10 protein-coding genes, 1 tRNA gene and 2 rRNA genes are annotated in these 21417 nt (G+C 52.4%); 12 read left to right on the forward strand and 1 reads right to left on the reverse strand.

What is annotated here, in order from left to right; genetic code table 11:
* The first annotated feature begins 117 nt into the window (after positions 1 to 117).
* From C1725_RS06965 to C1725_RS06995, 7 genes are all read left to right on the forward strand, one after another.
* Positions 118 to 3020: ribosomal RNA gene (locus C1725_RS06965) — 23S ribosomal RNA — on the forward strand.
* A 150-nt stretch (positions 3021 to 3170) separates the two neighbouring features.
* Positions 3171 to 3287 (forward strand): 5S ribosomal RNA (rrf, locus tag C1725_RS06970).
* 7 nt (positions 3288 to 3294) lie between these two features.
* Positions 3295 to 3369, forward strand: a tRNA-Asn gene (locus C1725_RS06975).
* 193 nt (positions 3370 to 3562) lie between these two features.
* On the forward strand, positions 3563 to 6763 hold the full coding sequence (locus C1725_RS06980) for a DUF5107 domain-containing protein (RefSeq protein WP_346026432.1): 3201 nt from the start codon (positions 3563 to 3565) through the stop codon (positions 6761 to 6763).
* 91 nt (positions 6764 to 6854) lie between these two features.
* Positions 6855 to 8018 (forward strand): substrate-binding domain-containing protein, encoded by a 1164-nt coding sequence (locus tag C1725_RS06985; RefSeq protein ID WP_346026433.1) that lies wholly within the window; start codon positions 6855 to 6857, stop codon positions 8016 to 8018.
* A gap of 138 nt (positions 8019 to 8156) precedes the next feature.
* Positions 8157 to 11330: a DUF5107 domain-containing protein gene (locus C1725_RS06990; protein ID WP_102410923.1), complete on the forward strand. Its 3174-nt coding sequence runs from the start codon at positions 8157 to 8159 to the stop codon at positions 11328 to 11330.
* A 59-nt stretch (positions 11331 to 11389) separates the two neighbouring features.
* Positions 11390 to 12721 (forward strand): FAD-dependent oxidoreductase, encoded by a 1332-nt coding sequence (locus C1725_RS06995; protein ID WP_102410924.1) that lies wholly within the window; start codon positions 11390 to 11392, stop codon positions 12719 to 12721.
* 62 nt (positions 12722 to 12783) lie between these two features.
* Here the strand turns inward: C1725_RS06995 and C1725_RS07000 are convergent, their stop codons facing one another.
* Positions 12784 to 13719: an aldose epimerase family protein gene (locus C1725_RS07000; RefSeq protein WP_102410925.1), complete on the reverse strand. Its 936-nt coding sequence runs from the start codon at positions 13717 to 13719 to the stop codon at positions 12784 to 12786.
* A 298-nt stretch (positions 13720 to 14017) separates the two neighbouring features.
* Here C1725_RS07000 and C1725_RS07005 point away from each other — a divergent pair, with 298 nt between their 5' ends.
* From C1725_RS07005 to C1725_RS07025, 5 genes are all read left to right on the forward strand, one after another.
* Positions 14018 to 15130: a glycoside hydrolase family 2 TIM barrel-domain containing protein gene (locus tag C1725_RS07005; RefSeq protein WP_146009180.1), complete on the forward strand. Its 1113-nt coding sequence runs from the start codon at positions 14018 to 14020 to the stop codon at positions 15128 to 15130.
* Between the two features lie 121 nt (positions 15131 to 15251).
* Positions 15252 to 17015, forward strand: coding sequence for a histidine kinase (locus C1725_RS07010; RefSeq protein WP_102410927.1), 1764 nt, complete (start codon positions 15252 to 15254; stop codon positions 17013 to 17015).
* Positions 16987 to 18567 (forward strand): response regulator, encoded by a 1581-nt coding sequence (locus C1725_RS07015; RefSeq protein ID WP_102410928.1) that lies wholly within the window; start codon positions 16987 to 16989, stop codon positions 18565 to 18567. Before C1725_RS07010 ends, C1725_RS07015 begins: the two co-directional genes overlap by 29 nt.
* Positions 18568 to 18707: 140 nt before the next feature.
* On the forward strand, positions 18708 to 20411 hold the full coding sequence (locus C1725_RS07020) for an extracellular solute-binding protein (protein ID WP_102410929.1): 1704 nt from the start codon (positions 18708 to 18710) through the stop codon (positions 20409 to 20411).
* A gap of 63 nt (positions 20412 to 20474) precedes the next feature.
* Entirely contained in the window at positions 20475 to 21407 is a 933-nt protein-coding gene (locus C1725_RS07025; protein ID WP_428829575.1) for an ABC transporter permease, read from the forward strand.
* Positions 21408 to 21417: the final 10 nt, after the last annotated feature.

Raw genomic sequence — 21417 nt, forward strand, 5'->3', positions numbered from 1 at the left:
GCACCTTGAAAACTGCACAACCAGATGGAAAACATCTTGTGAAGAAAACAACCAGTTGCGAAACAATTTTGCAGTTGGTCTCAGGAAAGATTCTCAACATACGAGAGTATGAAAGACGATCAAGATACTAAGGGCACAGGGTGGATGCCATGGCACTGGAGGCCGAAGAAAGACGTGGCAAGCTGCGAAAAGCCACGGGGAGCCGCAAGCAGGCTTAGATCCGTGGATATCTGAATGGGGAAACCCGGCGGGAGCAATGTCCCGTCACTCCCAGGTGAATAGATAGCCTGGGGAGAGGGCACACGGGGAACTGAAACATCTAAGTACCCGGAGGAAAAGAAAGAAACATCGATTTCCTAAGTAGCGAAGAGCGAACGGGAAAGAGCCCAAACCAGCAGACTACGGTCGGCTGGGGTTGTGGGCCGGCGACATGTACGTGAAAGCTTAGAAGAAGAGCGCTGGAAAGCGCCGCCAGAGAGGGTAAGAGCCCCGTAAGCGAAAGGCGGACACGGCTAGCCGGTACCAGAGTACCGCAGGACACGAGAAATCCGGTGGGAAGCAGGAGGGACCACCCTCCAAGGCTAAATACGATCCAGTGACCGATAGCGCATAGTACCGTGAGGGAAAGGTGAAAAGAACCCCGGGAGGGGAGTGAAAGAGAACCTGAAACCCTGTGTTTACAAGCAGAGAGAGCACGATAAAGGTGCGATCTCGTACTTTTTGTAGAACGGACCGGCGAGTTACGTTATGCAGCGAGGTTAAGGACTGAAGGTCTGAAGCCGAAGCGAAAGCGAGTCTGAAGAGGGCGTCGAGTTGCATGACGTAGACCCGAAACCGGGTGACCTATCCATGGGCAGGTTGAAGTGGAAGTAAAGTTTCATGGAGGACCGAACCAGACGTCTGTTGAAAAAGGCGGGGATGACCTGTGGATAGCGGAGAAATTCCAATCGAACCCGGAGATAGCTGGTTCTCCTCGAAATAGCTTTAGGGCTAGCCTCGGATTAGATTGACGGAGGTAGAGCACTGAATGGGCTAGGGGGCCACAAAGCTTACCGAACCCTATCAAACTGCGAATGCCGCACAATTGATGTCCGGGAGTCAGGCCGCGAGAGATAAGTTCCGCGGTCAAAAGGGGAACACCCCAGATCGTCCGCTAAGGTCCCAAAGTATACGTTAAGTGGAAAAGGATGTTGGATTGCAGAGACAACCAGGATGTTGGCTTAGAAGCAGCCACACATTTAAAGAGTGCGTAATAGCTCACTGGTCGAGTGGTTCAGCGCCGAAGATGTAACGGGGCTAAAACGTAACACCGAAGCGGCGGGATGCGTAAGCATCGGTAGAGGAGCATTGCATGCGGGCGGAAGCTGGAGCGGGAGCACCAGTGGACTGCATGGAAGAGAGAATGCCGGTATGAGTAGCGAGACCCATGCGAGAAACATGGGCGTCGAAAGCCCAAGGATTCCTGGGGAAGGTTCATCCACCCAGGGTAAGTCGGGGCCTAAGCCGAGGACGGAAGTCGTAGGCGATGGACAGCAGGTTGAGATTCCTGCACCACCGACAGGCGATTGAGCGAAGCAGTGACACAGAAGGATAAGACGAGCGCGGTGATGGTCAACCGCGTCCAAGCGTCGAGGTTGGGCTGTAGTGAAGTACGCAGTCCTAAAAGCTGAGGCGTGACGGGGAGCGAAAATAAGTAGCGAAGCGTCTGAGTTCACGCTGGCGAGAAAAGCTGCTAGTGAGCCTGAAGGTGCCCGTACCGGAAACCGACACAGGTGGGCGAGGAGAGAATCCTGAGACGGACGGGAGAACCCCTGTTAAGGAACTCGGCAAAATGACCCCGTAACTTCGGGAGAAGGGGTGCCTCGAAAGAGGTCGCAGAGAATAGTCACAAGCGACTGTTTAGCAAAAACACAGGTATCTGCGAAAGCGAGAGCTGACGTATAGGTGCTGACGCCTGCCCGGTGCTGGAAGGTTAAGGGGAAGTGTTAGGGGAAACCCGAAGCAGAGAACCGAAGCCCCAGTAAACGGCGGCCGTAACTATAACGGTCCTAAGGTAGCGAAATTCCTTGTCGGGTAAGTTCCGACCCGCACGAATGGCGTAACGACTTGTGAGCTGTCTCAACAGGGGGCCCGGTGAAATTGAAGTATGTGTGAAGATGCACATTACCCGCGACTGGACGGAAAGACCCCGTAGAGCTTTACTGTAACCTGACATTGGATTTTGATAACGGATGTACAGGATAGGTGGGACGCTAAGAAGCGAGGACGTCAGTCTTCGTGGAGCGGCCGTTGGGATACCACTCTTCTGTTATTGAAATTCTAACTTCAAGCCGTGAACCGGCGGAAGGACAGTGTCAGGCGGGCAGTTTGACTGGGGCGGTCGCCTCCGAAAGAGTAACGGAGGCGCTCAAAGGTACCCTCAGAATGGATGGAAACCATTCAAAGAGCGTAAAGGCAGAAGGGTGCTTGACTGCGAGACTGACAAGTCGAGCAGGTACGAAAGAAGGACTTAGTGATCCGGCGGTATAGAGTGGAATTGCCGTCGGTCAACGGGTAAAAGCTACCTCGGGGATAACAGGCTGATCTCCCCCAAGAGTCCACATAGACGGGGAGGTTTGGCACCGTGATGTCGGATCGTAGCATACCGGGGCTGAAGGAGGTCCCAAGGGTTTGGCTGTTCGCCAATTAAAGCGGCACGCGAGCTGGGTTCAGAACGTCGTGAGACAGTTCGGTCCCTATCCATCGTGGGCGTAGGACACATGAGAGGAGCTGCTCCTAGTACGAGAGGACCGGAGTGGACGCACCACTGGTGCAACTGTTGTCGTGCCAACGGCACAGCAGGGAAGCGAAGTGCGGACGGGATAAACGCTGAAGGCATCTAAGCGTGAAGCCCCCCTCAAGAAGAAGTGTCCCATTCGAAAGAAGTAAGACCCCTGGAAGACTACCAGGAGATAGGTCATCGGTGGAAGAGCAGTAATGTTTGGAGCTTGATGATACTAATCGGTCGAGGGCTTGATCTAAGAAGCGGCTGAAAAGAGCTGCGAGAGAAACTTAGAAGAGGCCAACGTAAAAGAGCGTACGAGAGTACGGAAAAGCGAGATTGGTTGAAGAGCACGAGATGTTGGAAGGCTGGGTGTGCAGTTTTCAAGGTACGAAGACCTTGAGAGATTTCCGGTGGCAATGGCGAAGGGGATCCACCTGTTCCCATACCGAACACAGAAGTTAAGCCCTTATGCGCCGATGGTACTTGGCTGGTGACGGCCCGGGAGAGTAGGTCGCTGCCGGATTCCATATTCCTCAGTAGCTCAATGGCAGAGCATTCGGCTGTTAACCGAAGGGTTGTAGGTTCGAGCCCTACCTGGGGAGCCAAAACAAACGTCGACATTGATTCAGTGTCGGCGTTTGTTTTTTTAATAGGAAATTGCGCAAATAGCGGAGGTAAAAAGACAGTTTGAAAAGATGCACAGCAAAATGGCGGTACAAATTTTGCTTTTCGGTCTTTTGATATCATAGTAAAATGAGCATAACAAACGCGAATCACCGCGTTACATGGAGGAAGCTTATGCTCAAAACCCAGGCAATCGTCGAGAAAATCTGGCTGTCTACCTATCCAGCGCCGCAAGCGGTGAGTCATCCGATATTTGCGGAAAGTCGTGTGCATCAACGTAGTAGCGGTAATCCCTATCCCAATCAGGTGGTGTGTGATGTAAATAGAGACACGCCCGAGATGAAGGAGTATACGGTCGTTCGTTTGGAGAATGACTATTTACGTCTGCTGCTTCTGCCGGAGATTGGCGGCCGCATCTTTGAAGCGTATGATAAAGTAAACGACTATTACTTCTTCTACCGTCAGCATGTCATCAAGCCAGCTTTGATCGGCCTGCTCGGTTCGTGGATTTCTGGGGGCGTGGAGTTCAACTGGCCTTGTCATCATCGGCCTTCTACGTTCATGCCGACGGACTATTCCATTGAGTATGATGAACGTGGCGCTGCAACCGTCTGGATGAGCGAGCACGAGCCCCTTGATCGCATGAAGGGCATGGTGGGCGTGCGTCTGGCGCCGGATGAAGCAGCGATTGATACGCTGATGCGTGTATACAACCGTACGCCGGAACGGCATTCTTTCCTGTGGTGGGAGAATGCGGCGGTGCCTGTAAACAAGGAATACCGCATCTTTTTTCCGCATGATGTGCGCTATGTGCAGTTCCATTATCGCAAAAATGTAACGACGTATCCGCTGGCATCCGGTTTGTATAACGGTATCAGAATAGGAGATAACAGCGTGGATATCCGTCTGCATCGCAATACGATTCAGCCTACTTCGTATTTCTGTGGTGAAACGAAGCGGGAGTTCTTCGGCGGCTACGATGCAGGCAAGCAGCGCGGCGTCGTTCATGTCGCAAATCGCCACTTGTCCATTGGAAAAAAGATGTTTACCTGGGCGTATAATCAACTTTCACATAGTTGGGAACATGCACTGACAGATACGGATGGCGAATATGCAGAACTGATGGCGGGCAGCTATTCGTCCAATCAGCCGGACTTCGGCTGGCTTGAGCCATACGAAACAAAGACGTTCTCACAGCGCTGGTATCCCATAGGGGCGATGGGGGTGCCGGATGCTGCGCAGCAGGGAGCGGCTGTTCGGTTCGCTGAAAATGGCGTATGGTTGCAGACGACAAGGCCGCTTAAAAACGGTATGCTGCTCTGCGGCGGTAAGACGCATAACGTCAGCGCTCAACCGTGTCAGCCTGTATTTGTTCCCTGCAATCCGGCGGCAGCGGTGATTTTGAAGACAGCGGAAGGCCAAGTGCTGCTTGCGGACAAACTGATGCCAGCGGATGATACGATCATACCCGATCCGTTGCCGTCTTTGCCTCCCCTAAATGAAGGCGGCAGCGCACAGGAGTTGTATATTCAAGGTTTGCACGTGGATCAATATCGAGATCCGGCAGTCAGGCCTGATGCGTATTATCGAGAGGCACTTTGTCGTGACCCCAAGCACATTCCGACTTTATTGGCAATGGCAGAATATGAATGGAAAAATGGCCGATACGAGATGGCGCTTGAGTACGCCCAACGCTGTCGAGCAGAAATGACCGTTTGGAATTTTCATCCTGAAAGTGGACGGCTGGATTATACGCTTGGCCTGATTCTCGAAGGGCTGGGACGCGAGGACGATGCGTACGACGCTTATTACCGTGCTTACTGGAACTTGGATGCGCGAAGCCGCGCGATGACGCGCATTGCTGCGCTGGATGGGCGCAGGCAGAATTACGAAAAAATGTTGGAACATGCACGAGAGGCGTTGCGTACCGATAGTGATAACGCGCTTGCCCGCGCTGCGCTTGTTGTGGCGCTTCGCCATCAGGGTAAGGACGGGGAAGCTGCGGCTGCATTGGAGACATCGCTTGCGATGGATGCGCAGGACATGCTTGCCCTAACGCTCCAGTCTTATTATGAAGGCGACGTGCGCTTTATCAATGGCAGAAAGAGCGATCCTTGCCAACTGGCGTTGGATGTTGCTTTTGATCTCCTCCAGCTTGGAGAAAAAGAGTACGCCGTTGCTTTGCTGGATGCGCTGAATGAACCTGTGGTTATGACAGCCTATACGCGTGCTGCGATTCTTGGCTTGGATACAGATGGAGGAAAAGCGGCGATGCAGCAGGCGGAAACGCTGGACTTTGGTCATACATATCCTACACGAGCTGGGGAAGAAGCAGTTCTTCGTGCCGTGATCAAGCATGCGCCGCAAAGCGGCAAGGCGGCGTTTGGCCTGGGCTGCCTTTGCTATCATCATAGAAACTATCAAGAAGCTTATGAACTGTGGAAATCGCTGTGTCAGCGTGAGCCTGAAAACAGGCAGGCGATGCGGTGCCTGGGCATGGTGTGCTATAGCCATATGGAGAGGAAGCACGAGGGCTATGCGCTGCTGCGCCGCGCTTTAGCGCTCAATCCCAGCGACGCACATCTGACTTGGGAAACGGCCCATGTGATGATTAAGCTTGCTTTACCGCCGCAGGAGGTCATCGATTTTCTGAATGCTTCTCCTGTATGCGATGCCCGTGATGATCTCGCTGTTGAACACGCTCGTGCGCTCAATCTGGCGGGCAAGTGGACAGAGGTTCTTGAACTAATGACGAAGCGCACGTTTATTCCCTGCGAGGGAGGCGAGCATAGCGTCGCTGAGCAGTACATGTTCGCATGCCATGCGCTCGGACGCGCAGCGCTGCACAATGGCAACGTCGAGAAGGCGCTTGCGCACTTCCGTGCCGCGCAGGTTTTGCCGGACAATCTCGGCGCGGGCATGTGGAATGAGGTATTGCTGGTTCCGCATCGCCTCTACGAGGGAATTTGTTTAAAGCAAATGGGGCACGAGGAAGAGGCATTTACCTGCTTGCGTTTCGTGTGCGATTATCCGCAGGATTCCTTTTCAGATATGCATCTGCCGGAACTGCCTTGCTACAAGGCGATGGCACATCGCCAACTGGGACAGGAAGCAGCTGCGATTGAATATGCTGCCAGGCATTATCAGAAGTGGGAAAAAGCCAGAAAGACCCGTGATCCGGGCTTCTTTAAAACGACGCCTTTCTTCATCTCGTTTCTTGAAGACGCACCGACGATGCGCACGTGGGCGTGCAATTACCATTGTGGCTTTGCGTTGAAAAACCTGCAGGGCAAGGAACAGGAGAGCAAGAGGCTGCTGGCAGGAAGCGATCCTGCGAATCTGTATGCCACGCTGATGGCGAAATTCGACCTGTAACCCAGAATTTCTTCAATATTGATAGGCAGCGCTGCATGACGTTGTGCAGCGCTGCCTGCTTTGACAAACCCATAAGGAAATGATATACTGCTTGCAAAAATGGAGCGAAAAGAGTGGTGTTGTGGCAGCTGTCCGCTATTATATGATGGTGGAACCCACCTTTGCCGGAACGCATTGGTGCAACCAGTGCATACAGGGGATTAGGAAGGAAGTCTCCCGCAATAAAGGAACGCTGGTAGAAGTGCCTGTGGGCGATCAAGCTGCGCTTGAGCGCGTGCTTACCCAAGCACGTCCGCTCTTGATTCTGGTGGGTTCTTTGGTGAATTGGATGACGGAAACGGTGCAGCGTTTAAGCCATACAGGCATCCACTGCATCATGATGACGGCACCGCCGCCGGATGGAAGCATAAGCGTAAGCACCATCTCTATGGATTACAACCAGGGTATCTGTGATCTGTTTCGTTATCTGACGCAGATGAATCGAGGACGAGTGGCCCTGTTTGGCATTCATCCCAATTCGATCAATGATTTAACCAAGCAACAGACCTATTGTGAATACGTGTTTCGCCACGGCGGAAATGCGGAAGGAATTTTCCATAATGATGGAGATCTGCGAGAAGCATGCGACCGTTTCTATCGCAGAATACGAGAATTTGATGCGGTAATCTGCTCGAATGATATCATTGCGATCCAGTTACAGGACCATTTGAAAAGACACAATATTCGAATTCCGGAGGAAATGTACCTTGTCAGCATTGGCGAAACGCGGCTTTCTCAGCTTGTGCATCCGCGCATCACGACGGCATCTTTGAATTTTACGGATATCGGGCACAATGCCGTCCGTCTGTACAACATCCTGAGAAAGAATGAAACCATCACAGGGCTTCATGCAAAGGTACGCGGTACAATTGAAGCATGGGAATCGACCGGCAACGTACCGTATGAGAAAGAACCCCCGCGCATGACGCTGCCGGCAATGCCAGGGCAGAGCGGCTTCTACACAGATGAAAATGTGCGTCGGATTTTCATGTTGGAGAATTTGATTTCCCATTGCCTTCCGATTGATTTTGCTATTTTACGGGGGGTGATGGATGGAACGCCATACCACCGAATTGCCGAGGAATGCTATACTTCTGAGAATGCCATTAAGTATCGATTACGGCGCATGGTTGAACTTTCCCAGTGTGAGACGAAGGAAGAGATGATTCAGCTGGTTCAAGAACGGCTGAATATCGATGATCTGCCGAAAGAGTAAACTCAAATCATAAAAGCTTTTGCGGTAAATGTCAACGATAATTTTCGGCGGAAAAGAGAAAGAACCTTGGCTTGAGACACAAGAAGCCCCCTGTTATACTGATTTTAATGAAATCAGTGTAACAGGGGGTTGTTATTTGTGTCTGTTAAATTAACGCATGAACCGATGCATATCCCGACCTATCAACCGCACGCGGCGAACACATTGCCGTTCTTCCTTGAAAAGAAAGCGTATCAAGGCGCTACGGGCCGTATTTATCCCGTTCCCTATACCGACCAACTATCAAACGAGCGGGCGGACAAGGTTTACGACGCCTATACCATTGAAAATGAGCACGTGAAAGTCATTCTACTGCCCGAACTGGGGGGCAAAATTCATGGGGCTGTTAACAAGCATAATCACTATGAATTCATCTATCAGAACACAGTCATCAAGCCTGCGATGGTCGGTATTGCCGGCCCGTGGGTCAGCGGCGGCGTTGAGTTCAACTGGCCACAGCATCATCGGCCGACTACCTTTCTGCCGACAGAGGTAACAACACAAAAAAACCAAGATGGTTCCATCACAGTCTGGATGGGTGAGGCCGAGCCATTTCATCGCATGCGTGGCATGGTGGGCATTACGGTATATCCTGGATGCAGCTATGTGGAAGCCAAGGCTGTGGTGTACAACCGTACCGACAATCCGCTGCCATTCATGTGGTGGAACAATCTGGCGGTGCGCGTCCATTCGCAGTATAAGGCGACCTTTCCGCCGGATGTCGCGTATGGCAATGACCACGACCGCCGTGCAGTGGTGCCATTTCCGGTGATGAAGGGCGTATACAAAACTGCACGTCCCTTTGATTACGGTGAGGGTACCGATGCGACGTGGTTCAGCAATATCAAGCTCCCAACCTCCGTCATGATAATGCGTGGACAGAGCGCCATGAACTTCATCGGCGGCTACGATTTTGCAGCGGATGCCGGCACAGTCACGGTTTCCAACCACCACACCAGCGTTGGAAAGAAAATGTGGACGTGGGGCGACGGGGCTTTTGGCCGTGCGTGGTGCGCGAATCTCACCGATAACGGCGATCGGTATATCGAATTGATGACCGGTGTATACACCGACAATCAACCGGACTTTACGTATATCATGCCAGGGGAGACAAAGGTATTCTCTCAGGTGTGGTTCCCGATTCACACCATTGGGGAAGTGAAAAATGCCTCTAAGGAAGGGGCACTGAGCCTGACGGTAAGGGAAGGAAACATCCAGCTCGGCGCGCTGACAACCCGTGAGCGCGGTGCGGCAAAGATCCGCCTGACCTGTAAAGGAGAGGTCATCCTCGAGAATGGGGTCGATATCTCTCCGGATAAAGCATATGTTGATAGACGCAGGATGCCTGAAGGTGCAAAGGAAACTGACCTGTGTTTGACGATGCTGGACGCCTCCGGAAAGGAGCTGCTCAGCTATCATCCCATAGACATTTCCGGTAAGAAGCCGCCCGAAGCACGTCAGATACCGCCTGACCCCAAGGATGTAAAGAGCATTGAAGAACTGGTTCTGCATGGCGCACATCTGGAGCAGTATAAACATCATACCTACGTACCAGAGGATTACTACCTTGAGGCGCTGCGCCGCGACCCGACCGACCTGCGCAGCAATCTTGCGATGGGCCGATCCTGGATAGAAAAGGGCAATTACGTGAACGCCCGGGTCTGTCTAGAAGCAGCGAATGCGAAGGTCAAGATGCGCAACGACAATCCAGCGGATACCGAGGTTTTCTATCAACTGGCGCGTTTGGAACGCCTGGCGGGCAATATGGACCGTGCATATGACCTATTCTGGCAGGCAGCGTGGCAGTACGCGTGGCGTAGCCCAAGCTACTATGAGATTGCCTGCATTGATCTGATTCGTGGGGATCAGGAGCAGGCCATTGAACACCTAAATCTGTGCCTGGAAACCAATGCACGTCACTATGCCGCCCGGGCGCTTCTCGGCTACATCACCAAGGATGAGCAGGCGTTGCGCGCGATTCTCTCTCAGGCTCCGCAGGATGGCCTAAGCCGTTTCTGTCTGCATCTGCTGACGGGAGAAACCCTGAGCGACTTTATTCTCTCACGCAGCGAGGATATGACGGATATCGCCCTGGATCTGGCTCACGCTGGACTCAGGAAGGAGGCGGTTGCCGCGCTGAACGCTTGCACGAAACCCACACAGATGCTGTACTACCATCTGGCGAACCTCACAGGGGAAGAACCAAAGTATTGCGATCTGGACTATTGTTTTCCGAACCGTCTGGAAGATATCCCGGCGCTCCGCCGTTGGGAGTGGCAGGCGCAGTATTTGCTGGGATGCCTATATTATGACCGCATGAACTATGCTGCGGCAGTGGAGGCATGGGAACGGGCGGTGCGGCTGAATCCGAAGCACGCATATTCCAAGCGCTGTTTGGCTCAGGCGTATTTCGATCACATGGAACAGCCGGATCATGCACTGCGGCTGCTCGAAGAAGCGCTCGCGCTTGCCCCGGACAACGCCAGAATTCTGTACGAGCTTTTACAGATGAAGAAGAACATGAAGGCCAGCGTCGAGGACAGAATTGATTTGCTTGAGGCGCATGGCGATCTGGCGCGCAGCCGTGACGACTGCTTCCTCGATGAGATTATCCTGTACACGCAGGCTGGTCAGTACATGAAGGCCCGTGAGTTGCTGCTCAGCAAGCGATTTAACATCTATGAAGGCGGCGAAGGCAAGCTGACCCGGCATCACGGATGGCTCTATACCCTGCTGGGAGACGAAGCAATGAAGGCTGGCGACCTTGAAAAAGCGCTTGAATGGCTCCAGGCCGGGCTGGTTTACCCGGCAAACTACGGCGAAGGCCGTCATTACAGCGCTCAGGAAGGGAACATCTACTATTATACCGGGCTGGTGTATGATGCGATGCACCATTCGGAAAAAGCGATAGAAGCATATCGGATGGCTGCTGCTCAACCGAGTCAGATCACCGAGATGAGCTTCTTTGCTGCCAAGGCGATGGAGAAGCTCGGCAAGGTGGACGAGGCAAAAGCTGAATTTACCAGAATGCTTGCGCAGGGGAAAGCAGGGCTTGCAAGCTGCCATCGTTTTGGATACTTCGGTGTGGGGATGGCAGCACCGCTGCCGAGTGAGCTGGATATCACACGTATGAACAAGATTGACGCCTATGTGCTTTGCGTGTTGGGCAAGAAGGGGTTAAATCAGGAGGCTACGGCAGAGATGAATGCTCTGCTCGAACTGGATCCCTGCAACACAAAGATCGATTTTTTCCGAAAGTTGGGGTGGCTGTAATCAGCCGATCGAAAAGAATTGCTCCAAGGGAGGAGCCTTCCCCCTTGGGGCAAAGATGAATGCCGGTTTGCTGCCGAGAAGCTGTTGAGCTGAAGCCAACCTGGACTGAAAGGAAGGGGAACGTTATAGAAACGATCAAGTGGAATGAAGAGATTGAACTCTTTGGAGAATACGATGTACTGGTGGCGGGCGGCGGCGTGGCGGGGGTTGCTGCTGCATTGGCGGCAGCCCGCCACGAGAAACGGGTATTGTTGGTTGAAAAGCAATGCTGCCTAGGCGGTTTAGCGACTGGCGGTATCGTGAACTTTTGGGTACCGCTATGCAATGGGCGCGGGCGCATGATAATTCGCGGCATTGCCGAGGAGCTGCTGCGGCTCTCGATACGATACGGATTTGACACGCTGCCGTCGGAGTGGAAACACGGAGAGCCCGAAGGGCCCACAAAGGCCAGATGTGCAGGATGGTTTTCGGGCGGTATGTTTGCATTGCAGCTTTTGGAGCTTCTGCGAGATGCGGGGGTGACTATTCTGTACGACGCAACGGTCCTGGATGCCGTCATGGCGGGATCGGTTTGTCTAGGGGTGATTCTAAGAAGCGGCGCAGAAAAACGGTTTTATCGCGCCAAGATGATCGTGGATGCTACGGGGGACGCAGAGATTCTTTGCCGGGCAGGCGTGCCTACTGTGGAAGGCGCAAATTATCACACCTATTATGGGGAAGGTATTACGCTCCAGGGCTGTGAAAAGGCTCTGGCTACGCAGAATATTTACTGGGCCTATACCCATCCTTATGGCGGAACGTCTGACCTGCATGGCGGGAATCATCCTGAGGAGCTTCCTCTTTATCAAGGAACGGATCCTGATACAGTAAACCGCTATCTGCAAGACAATCAATTGGAAATGCTGGCAAAGGAAAAGTTGAAGCCACGGTTTTCGCGTAATATTCACATGTTGCCGACCATGCCGCAGCTGAGAACGGCACGCTGTATTGATGGAGACGAGACGTTCACCGCAGAAGGATGTTACCGGCATTGCGGCACATCGGTCGGTGTAATTTGCGACTTTGAATACCGCGACCGCCTGTATGAAGTGCCGTACGGTTCTCTGGTGCGAACGGGTTTTGATAACCTGATTACCTGCGGCCGAAGCGCTTGCGCTTCTGGATGGGGATGGGATGCGCTCCGCGTCATCCCGCCAGCGATTTTGACCGGACAGGCGGCGGGGACTGCCGCAGCGATGGCGGTTAAACATAGTGTTTCGCTTCCAAAGTTGTCCATTGAGGTATTGCAAGAGGCGCTTGAAAGAGCCGGGGTGGCGATACACTTTGAGGATGATTGGGTGCCTGAGCAGGATGCGGAGGAAGAGAGGGCGGTGCAGGCAGATCATATTTGAATAAAATGGGGTTCTATCCTCGGGGAACGCGGCTTTTGAGGTCAAGGACTGCTGCGGAAGTCTCACATACGCTGCAGGGATATTGACGTTTTATACGTAAGCGTCTGCCCTGGACAAATGAAGCGGAAGCCCATTGCCTTGCGGTCAAACGGCGCATTCGGACAATTATTCAGCCATGTCTGCGGCTCCACACATAGGAAATCCTTGCTTCCTCCGTTGTAAACCATCCAAAACCGATAGGACTCGTCTGCCTGGTAAACGATCTGCATCTGCTTGGCGGCGTCCTTGAGAATCATCCGGCGCGAGCTGTCCATGTCATAATGGCGGCTGAGCGTATGGTTTGCGGGAACGACGGTGCCTTCCAGCAGTGCGCTGCGCAAAGGAAATTCGGACAGCACTTCACCTGTCGGCAGAAAGGTATCCATATTTCGCACATACTCCCGCTCGACGCCCAGACAAAGGCGCACGTCCTGCACGTCTCCCTCGGAAACAAAGGGGAGCCGGAAGGTGGTGTGAAACCCGAGCGCGACAGGCATATTGCTTGCGGAGCAATTGGTAATAGAGATACGCTGCTGGATTCCGTCCGGCGTCAGGCGGTAGAGGACGCGCATTTGAAACGCATGTGGAAACGTCATGTAGGGATGCGTTTCGTCGGCGTCAAAAAGGAATTCGGCTTCGGTGGGTGAGCTTCGGATACATGGGAGGGCGGTTTCGTGCAGCACACCATGGATAAAGTTTCCGATTTCCGGTTCATTCATGGGGAAGCGATATTCGCGCCTTTCAAACTCAAAGCATGCACCGGAGATACGGTTGGGGGGAAACAAAATGGGAATCCCCCATAGGTACGGATTGGTTTGAAAAAAGGTATCCAGCGTCCGCGGCGTACGCAGCACGTCCATACCCAGTTCAGGTTTTCTGAGCGCTACCAAATTGGCGCCGCGCTGCGCACAAATTTCGGCTTCGTAGCCAAAGCCGGTGAGCAGAAGGGTATCTTTCAATGTAAAAACCTCCTGACGAGCACTTCGTGGCTTATGTGCCTTTAGCTTTCATTGTACACAGAACGTGAGGCTGTCTCAATTCCCTACATCTTGTCTTTTTACCCCTATAATTGACAAGGCATGGCTGGGTTCGGCAAAAGTGCCCATGAAGCAATGCGCTGATTGCGAGAATCAGCACAAAAATACGGCCGATTTGACAATACTTGAACCTTGTTACCGAAAAGATGGCTTTGGTATAATGAATCAAACACGTTAAGGTTCCGCCGTAGGCGGACTGCAGCAAGGGGGGAAACACACGATGAACGATGTTTGGTCTAAAGAAAAGGCGTGGAAATGGTATGACGACAGAACGTGGATGCGCGGCTGTAATTTTATGGGAAGCGATTGCGCAAACCGCATCGACCAGTGGCAGGCGCTGGGCTTTGAGAAGCGCCTTGAAACCGCAGATCGAGAGCTGAAGCTTGCCGCAGAAACAGGATTCAACACCATACGTATCATTCCGGAGTTTATCGTTTGGGATCAGGATCACGATGGGTTCATGGAGCGCTTTGACCGTTATCTGGCCACAGCGTGGAAGTATGGAATCTCTTCGATGGTTGTCTTCGGCAATGACTGCATGCCGCCCAAGAACGAATTCTGGAAGCCGCTTCAGCTTGGCGAGCAGCACTACGACTGGGGCTATCATGGTGGACGCAAGTTCTCCCAGCACCAACACTTCGGCGAGATGGGGTATCACATCATGGATGAGCCGGAAATCATGGCACGCCATGAGGTGTGGGTACGAGAGATCATGGAAAAGTATAAAGATGATCCGCGCATTTGTGTGTGGGATCTGTACAACGAGGCTGGCAACAGCAATCGTGAGAGCGTCAGCCTGCCGAACGTGAAGCGTTTCTTTGAGGTCGCGCGTGAGGTCAATCCGTCTCAGCCCATCACCTCTTGCCTGTGGAAGCATTTGGGTCACAAAGGACAGGAAAATTACCTGACGGAAGTTGAACAGTATATCGCTGAAAACAGCGATATTATTACCTATCACTGTTACTCGGATTACAACGAAAATATTAAGCTGATCAGATACCTTCAACAGTTTGAGCGCCCGATTATCAACACGGAATGGCTGGCGCGTATGCTCCACAATACCGTGGAGGAAATGTTCCCGCTGTTCTATCTGATGAAGATTGGCTGCTTGAATTGGGGATTTGTTGCAGGACTGTATCAGACCTATGAACCGTGGAACGGTATGTGGCAGAGCTATGAAGCGGGAAAGGGCGAGCATATCGATTTCAAGGTGTGGTTCCATGACCTCTACCGTCCGAACCTCAAGCCCTATGACCCGCATGAGATTGAGCTGATCCAGCAGTACTGCAAGCTGGCGGATGAAGACTTTGCCCGAGGGCAGATGAAAAAGTAAAGCGTTGGCATGCGCAAGAGAAGCCACTGCGGCTCCGATTCTACGGAGACCGCAGCGGCTTATTGCGCTGATATGTTTTCTGCAATCGCATGGACAGAGGGGCATAAAAGGGGGCGTAAATGTGAAAAAAGGAAATAAGCATGAACACTCGTTGCTCACTGTTCTGCTGATGGAGACGATTGCCGTGACGCTCTGTGTCTGTGTACTGGTATCCTGGGTGGCACGAGAATCATCGGCGAGCTTTGAAGCGTACATCATCAAAAGTCATGTACAGGAGACGAGCGCATTTGCGGATGTGTTCTCGTCGGATATTACGAAACTGAATATACAGCTTTATGACGAGCTGTGCGATACAGCGCTCTCGCGCTTGTGGCTGTATCTGGACAGCGAACTCATCAAATACAACTATTTGCAGCAGGTGCACATCGTTCAGCGCCAAATTGAGACCATTGAGAAATCGACGTATTTTCTGGATGCGGTCAAGATCTACATGCCGGAGCATGAACGGGTGATTTCAAAGGAGAGCGTCATCTGGTACGAGCCGGCCTCCTGGCCGATTCCCGAAGAGCTGTATAATACGCGCGGTATCCGGTTGATCAGCCGCGGCGATATATTGGAAATCTGTGCTGTGCGTCGAGCGGTTCCACGTCAGACCGTGATGATTGCAGCCACTGTGACCCAAAAAACGCTGGCACAGTATCTCAAAAAGTATATATCAGACGAAGACGTTCTGCTTGCGGTGATGTACGAAAACGGAGACGAAGCGGGTTTCTTCACTGCGTCCGCGACAATAGATGACGAACTTGCTCAGAGCGTACAGGCGGCTATGACGCAGGAGGCACAGGGAAGAACACAGGTTATCGTAGACGGGATACGATATCTGCTGATTTGGGAGCATATCGAGCCGATTCCCCTGCGGATATGCCGGCTGATGCCTATGGCGCAGATCGACGCTCAGCTTGACGCATATAACCGTATGGTAGGGGTGATCTGCGTGTTGGTGGCCGTGCTGTTGGTGTTGCTAAATTGTTTTCTGTACGAAATGGTCAAAAGGCCGGTCAGGCGCATGAGCGAGGCGCTCAGAGGCGTGGGCGAAGGGGATCTGTCCGTACGCATTCAGCCGACGTGGAGTTCGGAGTTCGGACAGATTTTTTCCCAGTTCAATCAAATGACGGAGCGCCTCGGGCAGCTGATCGATCAGGAGTATACCCTCAAGATGCTCACTGTCAAGGCAGAGCTCAAGCAGATGCGCTATCAAATCAGCCCACATTTTCTTTACAATACGTATTTCAATATGCGTGCCATGCTCCATGATGAGGATTACGAGGCTGCGGAGGAGATGTGCGGGCTCATGGGGCGTTACCTTCGCTATATCACCACGTCTGTGGAAGATGAAGCGACGCTCGAGGAAGAGCTGGGCCATGCGTTGGCCTACCTTCAAATTCAGAAGCTCCGTTTCGGCGAGCGGCTAGGCGTTCAGGTAGAGCCCTGCCCCAGGGCGGCGCGGGGCATTCATGTGCCACGCATAATCATTCAGCCTCTGATCGAAAATTCATTTGAGCACGGCGTCAAGGACAGGCGCGACCAGGGGATTATCGGCGTGCAGATTCAGCTTGAGGATGAACGATTGTCCGTCTTTGTGGACGATAATGGCCCCAATGCGTCGGATGAGATGATTTCGTCACTGACGGAGCGCCTTCGTCAGGACGACTTTGACCCATCGGTAGATTCAGTAGCGCTGATGAATATTCAAAAGAGGATTCGGCTTTCCTATATGCAGGGAAGCGGCGTGTTTGTGAGTCATTCGCCGCTGGGAGGCTTGCGAGTGGAAATTAGGATGCTGGGGGTGAAGGGCGATGCTTCGTATGCTGATTGTGGACGATGAGGAGCGAATTGTTCATTCGATGTATAACCTGATGGACGAGCACTTCGATTTTGAATTGCACCGATGCTATTCGGCCGTACAGGCGCTGCAAGAGGTCCGTGCTGCGCGGTATGATATCATCCTGTCCGATATCTCGATGCCGCAGATGAGCGGATTGGAGCTGCTGGAAGAAACACGCAAACTCTGGCCTAAGTGCTATTTTATTTTGCTCACCGGCTTCAGCAAGTTCGAGTATGCCTATCAGACGCTGCAATACGAGCGGGTAGATTATGTGCTCAAGCTGGAGAGCTATGAAAAAATTTGCGAGGTTGTGCAAAAGCAGAAGCGGCTGATTGAGCGGGAGAAGCAGGAGGAAGAGACCCTGGCCCGTTACGAACAAGATCTGAACCACCTGAATACATCCGCCCTGCGCCTTTTTCTCAAACGCATTATCGTGCAGGGTACGCCGCTGCCTGAGCAGGACGAGATGAATGCGCTGGGGTTGCCGCTGCAGCTGGACAGACCGATGGTGCCCGTGCTCGCGGCAATCAACGGAGGCGATCTTGTAAACAGGGATCGAATCGCCGAGGAGCTGGATGCTTATTTAAATGCACGGCTAGGGCCGCTCGGAATGCGCTGCCTGACATATGTTTCAATGAGCTGCAACATATTTGTCGTGCAGTTGAATAGACGGGAGAGCGTAGAGGGAAAGATGGTCTTCATCCATACGCTGCTTGAAAACTTGCCGTCTATGGTTGCACAGCAGCTCCAGGCGGAGCTTGCTCTGATCTGTCCGGAGCACTTTATAGCATGGGAAAATGCACACGATCTGTATGAACGGGCTGTGATTGCATTGGAGAGTATCCGCAACGAGAGCGGTATGATGATTCTGGTGGAAGCGGAAAATGACGCGAGACGGCCAGAGGCGGATTTTCCGGGGTTCGAAGAAACACAGCTGCTCTGGAATATGATCAAATGCGGCGATATGGCCGGCTTTGAGACGATGCTCCGCAAAGGTGCGGATAAACGGGCGCTGGGCGGTCCAATTCCGCCGGGCATTGTGTTGCTGCTGCGGGAGGCGGCGAGGCTCTATGCACCTGAGTTCATCCAGGGAACGACGTATAAGCACATCGTATCTATCCGCTATCAAGCAGGCGAGTGGGTGCAGGACGTCTTGGACGCCATCGTGGAGATCAGCCACGCCCATGAACAGTCGCGGGAATCACAGGGGGCGTGGCTGATTACACGCATCAATCAGTACATCGAGCAGCATTACATGGAAGACGTTACCCTCACCGGGCTTGCCGATGTAATGCATTACAGCCCGTCCTATCTTTCCAGAATGTATAAGCTCAAAACGGGCAGAAATTTGATTAGTGCGCTGTACAATGTGCGCATTAGCAAAGCGAAGGAGCTGTTGGCGCACTCCACGCTCAAAACCAATGAGATTGCGGAACGGTCGGGTTTCTGCTCCCTTAAATATTTCAATCGCGTGTTTAAGAAGGAAACGGGTATCTCCGCGGCACAATATCGCAACGAACAGATGATGCTGAAAAAAGCGATCGAAAATTAACGTAAATTTTTGACGCTCAATGACAAAAGCTGGACCTTGTTGCGTGAAATTTGTGTAGTTTATAATGATGTCAGCATCCTTGATTGAGAAAATAGCATCAAGGGAGAAAATCATTATGCAGAACTAAAGGAGGTACCCAAATGAAAAAAGTAGTTACCCTGTTCCTGGCGCTTATGCTGCTACTGGCCGCTGTCCCGGGGCTTGCGGTAGACCAGCACGAACCGGAATTCTACGAACAGCAGATTCAGCTGCTGACGGAGAACTTACAAAAGTGGTATGAAGAGAACTATGGAGAGGGCGCGTTGGTTGCTCCGTATGATGAGCCCGTTGAGGTCAATATCGTCAACTACTACAACACCACGCTTGAAACCAACATGGCGACATGGAACGAATGGTGGGGTGAGACGCTTGAGAAAAACCGCTACACGGAGGCGATTGAGCGCGCACTGAACATCAAGATCAACTACCTGTGGCTTAAGAACGATGCGGATAAGGGCTATATCAACCAGCTGCGTCTATCCACCGCTGCAGGCGAGATTCCGGATATGTTCATCGTTACGGAGCAGACCGACTTGATCCAACTGGCTGAAGCGGGCGTCATCATGCCGGTGGAGGATGTGATCGATCAGTACTTTACTACGAAGGATAAGGAGATCCAAAATTCCGACGGCGGCATGCTCTATGAGATGGCTACCTATGAAGGACAGGTGTACGGCGTTCCTTGCAACGTATCCGATACGGACACCTTCTCCTACATCTGGCTGCGCAAGGATTGGCTTGACGCGTTGAAACTTGAGGCGCCAAAGACGATGGAAGAGCTCAAGACGATTATGACCGCGTTCAAAGAGGCTGATTTTAACGGCAAGAACGACAGCTTTGGCATGTTGATTGACAAGGATCTCTATTACAGCACGCGCGGCCTGTTCGCCGGCTTCGGCGCGTATCCGGAATTCTGGGTTCAGGATGACGCGACCGGCGAGATCGCCTGGGGCGGCACGCAGGAGAACATCAAAGCTGCTTTGACGTATCTGAATGGTCTGTACAATGAAGGCCTGCTGGATCCAGAGTTTATCACCCAGACCAACGCCGATGCGCTCTCTCTGATGCTCAACAGCCAGACCGGCGTGATCTATGCGGGTCATTGGATTGCGCATAATCTGCAGAATCTCCATGACGAGGATGACAACGCCGAATGGATTTGCGTGGATCTGCCGTCTTTGGATGGCTCCCCGGTTGAGCAATATCTGACGCCGGTCAAACGCGGCTGGATCGTTATCAACAAGGACTACGAGCACCCTGAGGTTGCGGCAAAAATCCGTGCCCTGTGTACCTTCGCCAGCCAAGGCGGCGTGGTGGACGGTACCTGGTGGTTCTCCAACGATCAGGCCCAGATTCTCGAACCGTTCCAGGCGAGCGTTTCCTCTTGGGATAACTACGATACTTACCTGAACCTGCTGGAGTGTTTTGCTTCGGGCGATACCTCTGTGCTGAAGGGCAAAGCCGTTACCTACTGGGGCAACATGAGCAGCGATTCTTCCTGGGCGTGGCATCTCATGTTCGGCGATGGAGACTATACGCCGATGCGCGTACTCGGGCGTGCGATTGAAGAAGATCGCATTGAATATGACAAGTTCCTTGGCGCACAGAGCGAGTTTATGCAGGATCGGTGGAGCACCATCAAGGATGAGCAGTTGATTGCCTTCACAAAGATGATCATCGGCGACGTCGGCATTGACGAGGGCTTTGCCGCATGGCAGGCGACTTTTGCTGCGATGGGCGGCGACCGCATCACCGAAGAGGTCAATGATTGGTATCGGCTGTCTCAGGAAAAGAAAGCTGAGTAAACGCAGGTTTGACTTGTGCCGGCCGCAAAACGCGGCCGGTACAAGCTTAAGGAGGGAATGAACGTGTTTGCCAAAAAAGAGATGGCCAGGTACAAACACAGAAAATTCAGAATCAGCGAGATTCCGCTGCATCTGATGCTGATTCCGGGTATGATCTTCACTGTGCTGTTCCACTATGTTCCCCTGGCTGGCCTGGTGATCGCATTTCAGCGGTTTATTCCCGCCAAAGGTTTGTTCGGCGATCAAAAGTGGGTAGGTTTACAGAATTTTGAGTACATTTTCACCATGCCCAACTTCTATAATGTGCTGCGCAATACAGTGGTGATCGCCTTTGGAAAAATTGTATTGAATCTGCTGGTTCCGATCGTTGTAGCGCTCATGCTCAACGAGCTACAGCATCGAAAGATAAAGCGCTCAATCCAGACCATCATTTACTTCCCGCATTTTTTAAGCTGGATAATCTTCGGTTCTATTATCATGGATCTTCTTTCCCCGTCAAACGGCATTGTCAACCAGTTGCTGAACCTGCTGGGCTTTGATTCTATTTACTTCTTAGGAAATAATAAATACTTTCAGCAGACGATCGTCTTGACAGACGTATGGAAAAGTTTCGGATATGGAACGGTCGTCTACATGGCCACCATCACGGGCATCGATCCTACGCTGTATGAGGCTTCTGCCATTGATGGGGCAAACCGCTGGAAGCAGACCTGGCACATCACCCTGCCGGGTATGCGCATGATCATCGTGCTGATGATGGTGCTTAGCCTAGGCAACGTGCTCAATGCCGGCTTTGATCAGGTTTACAACATGTACAGCCCAGTCGTCTATGAGACGGGCGATATCATCGATACGATGGTGTATCGCCTTGGCTTGGAAAATGCCAAGTATGGGCCGGCAGCGGCGGTAAGCATTTTCAAGTCGATCGTTTCGCTGTTGTTTATTTCAGTTTCGTACTTTGTCGCGTATAAGTTTTTTGACTACAGTCTGTTTTGAGGGAGGGAGA

Source organism: Beduinella massiliensis (assembly GCF_900199405.1).
GTDB lineage: Bacteria > Bacillota > Clostridia > Christensenellales > Aristaeellaceae > Beduinella > Beduinella massiliensis.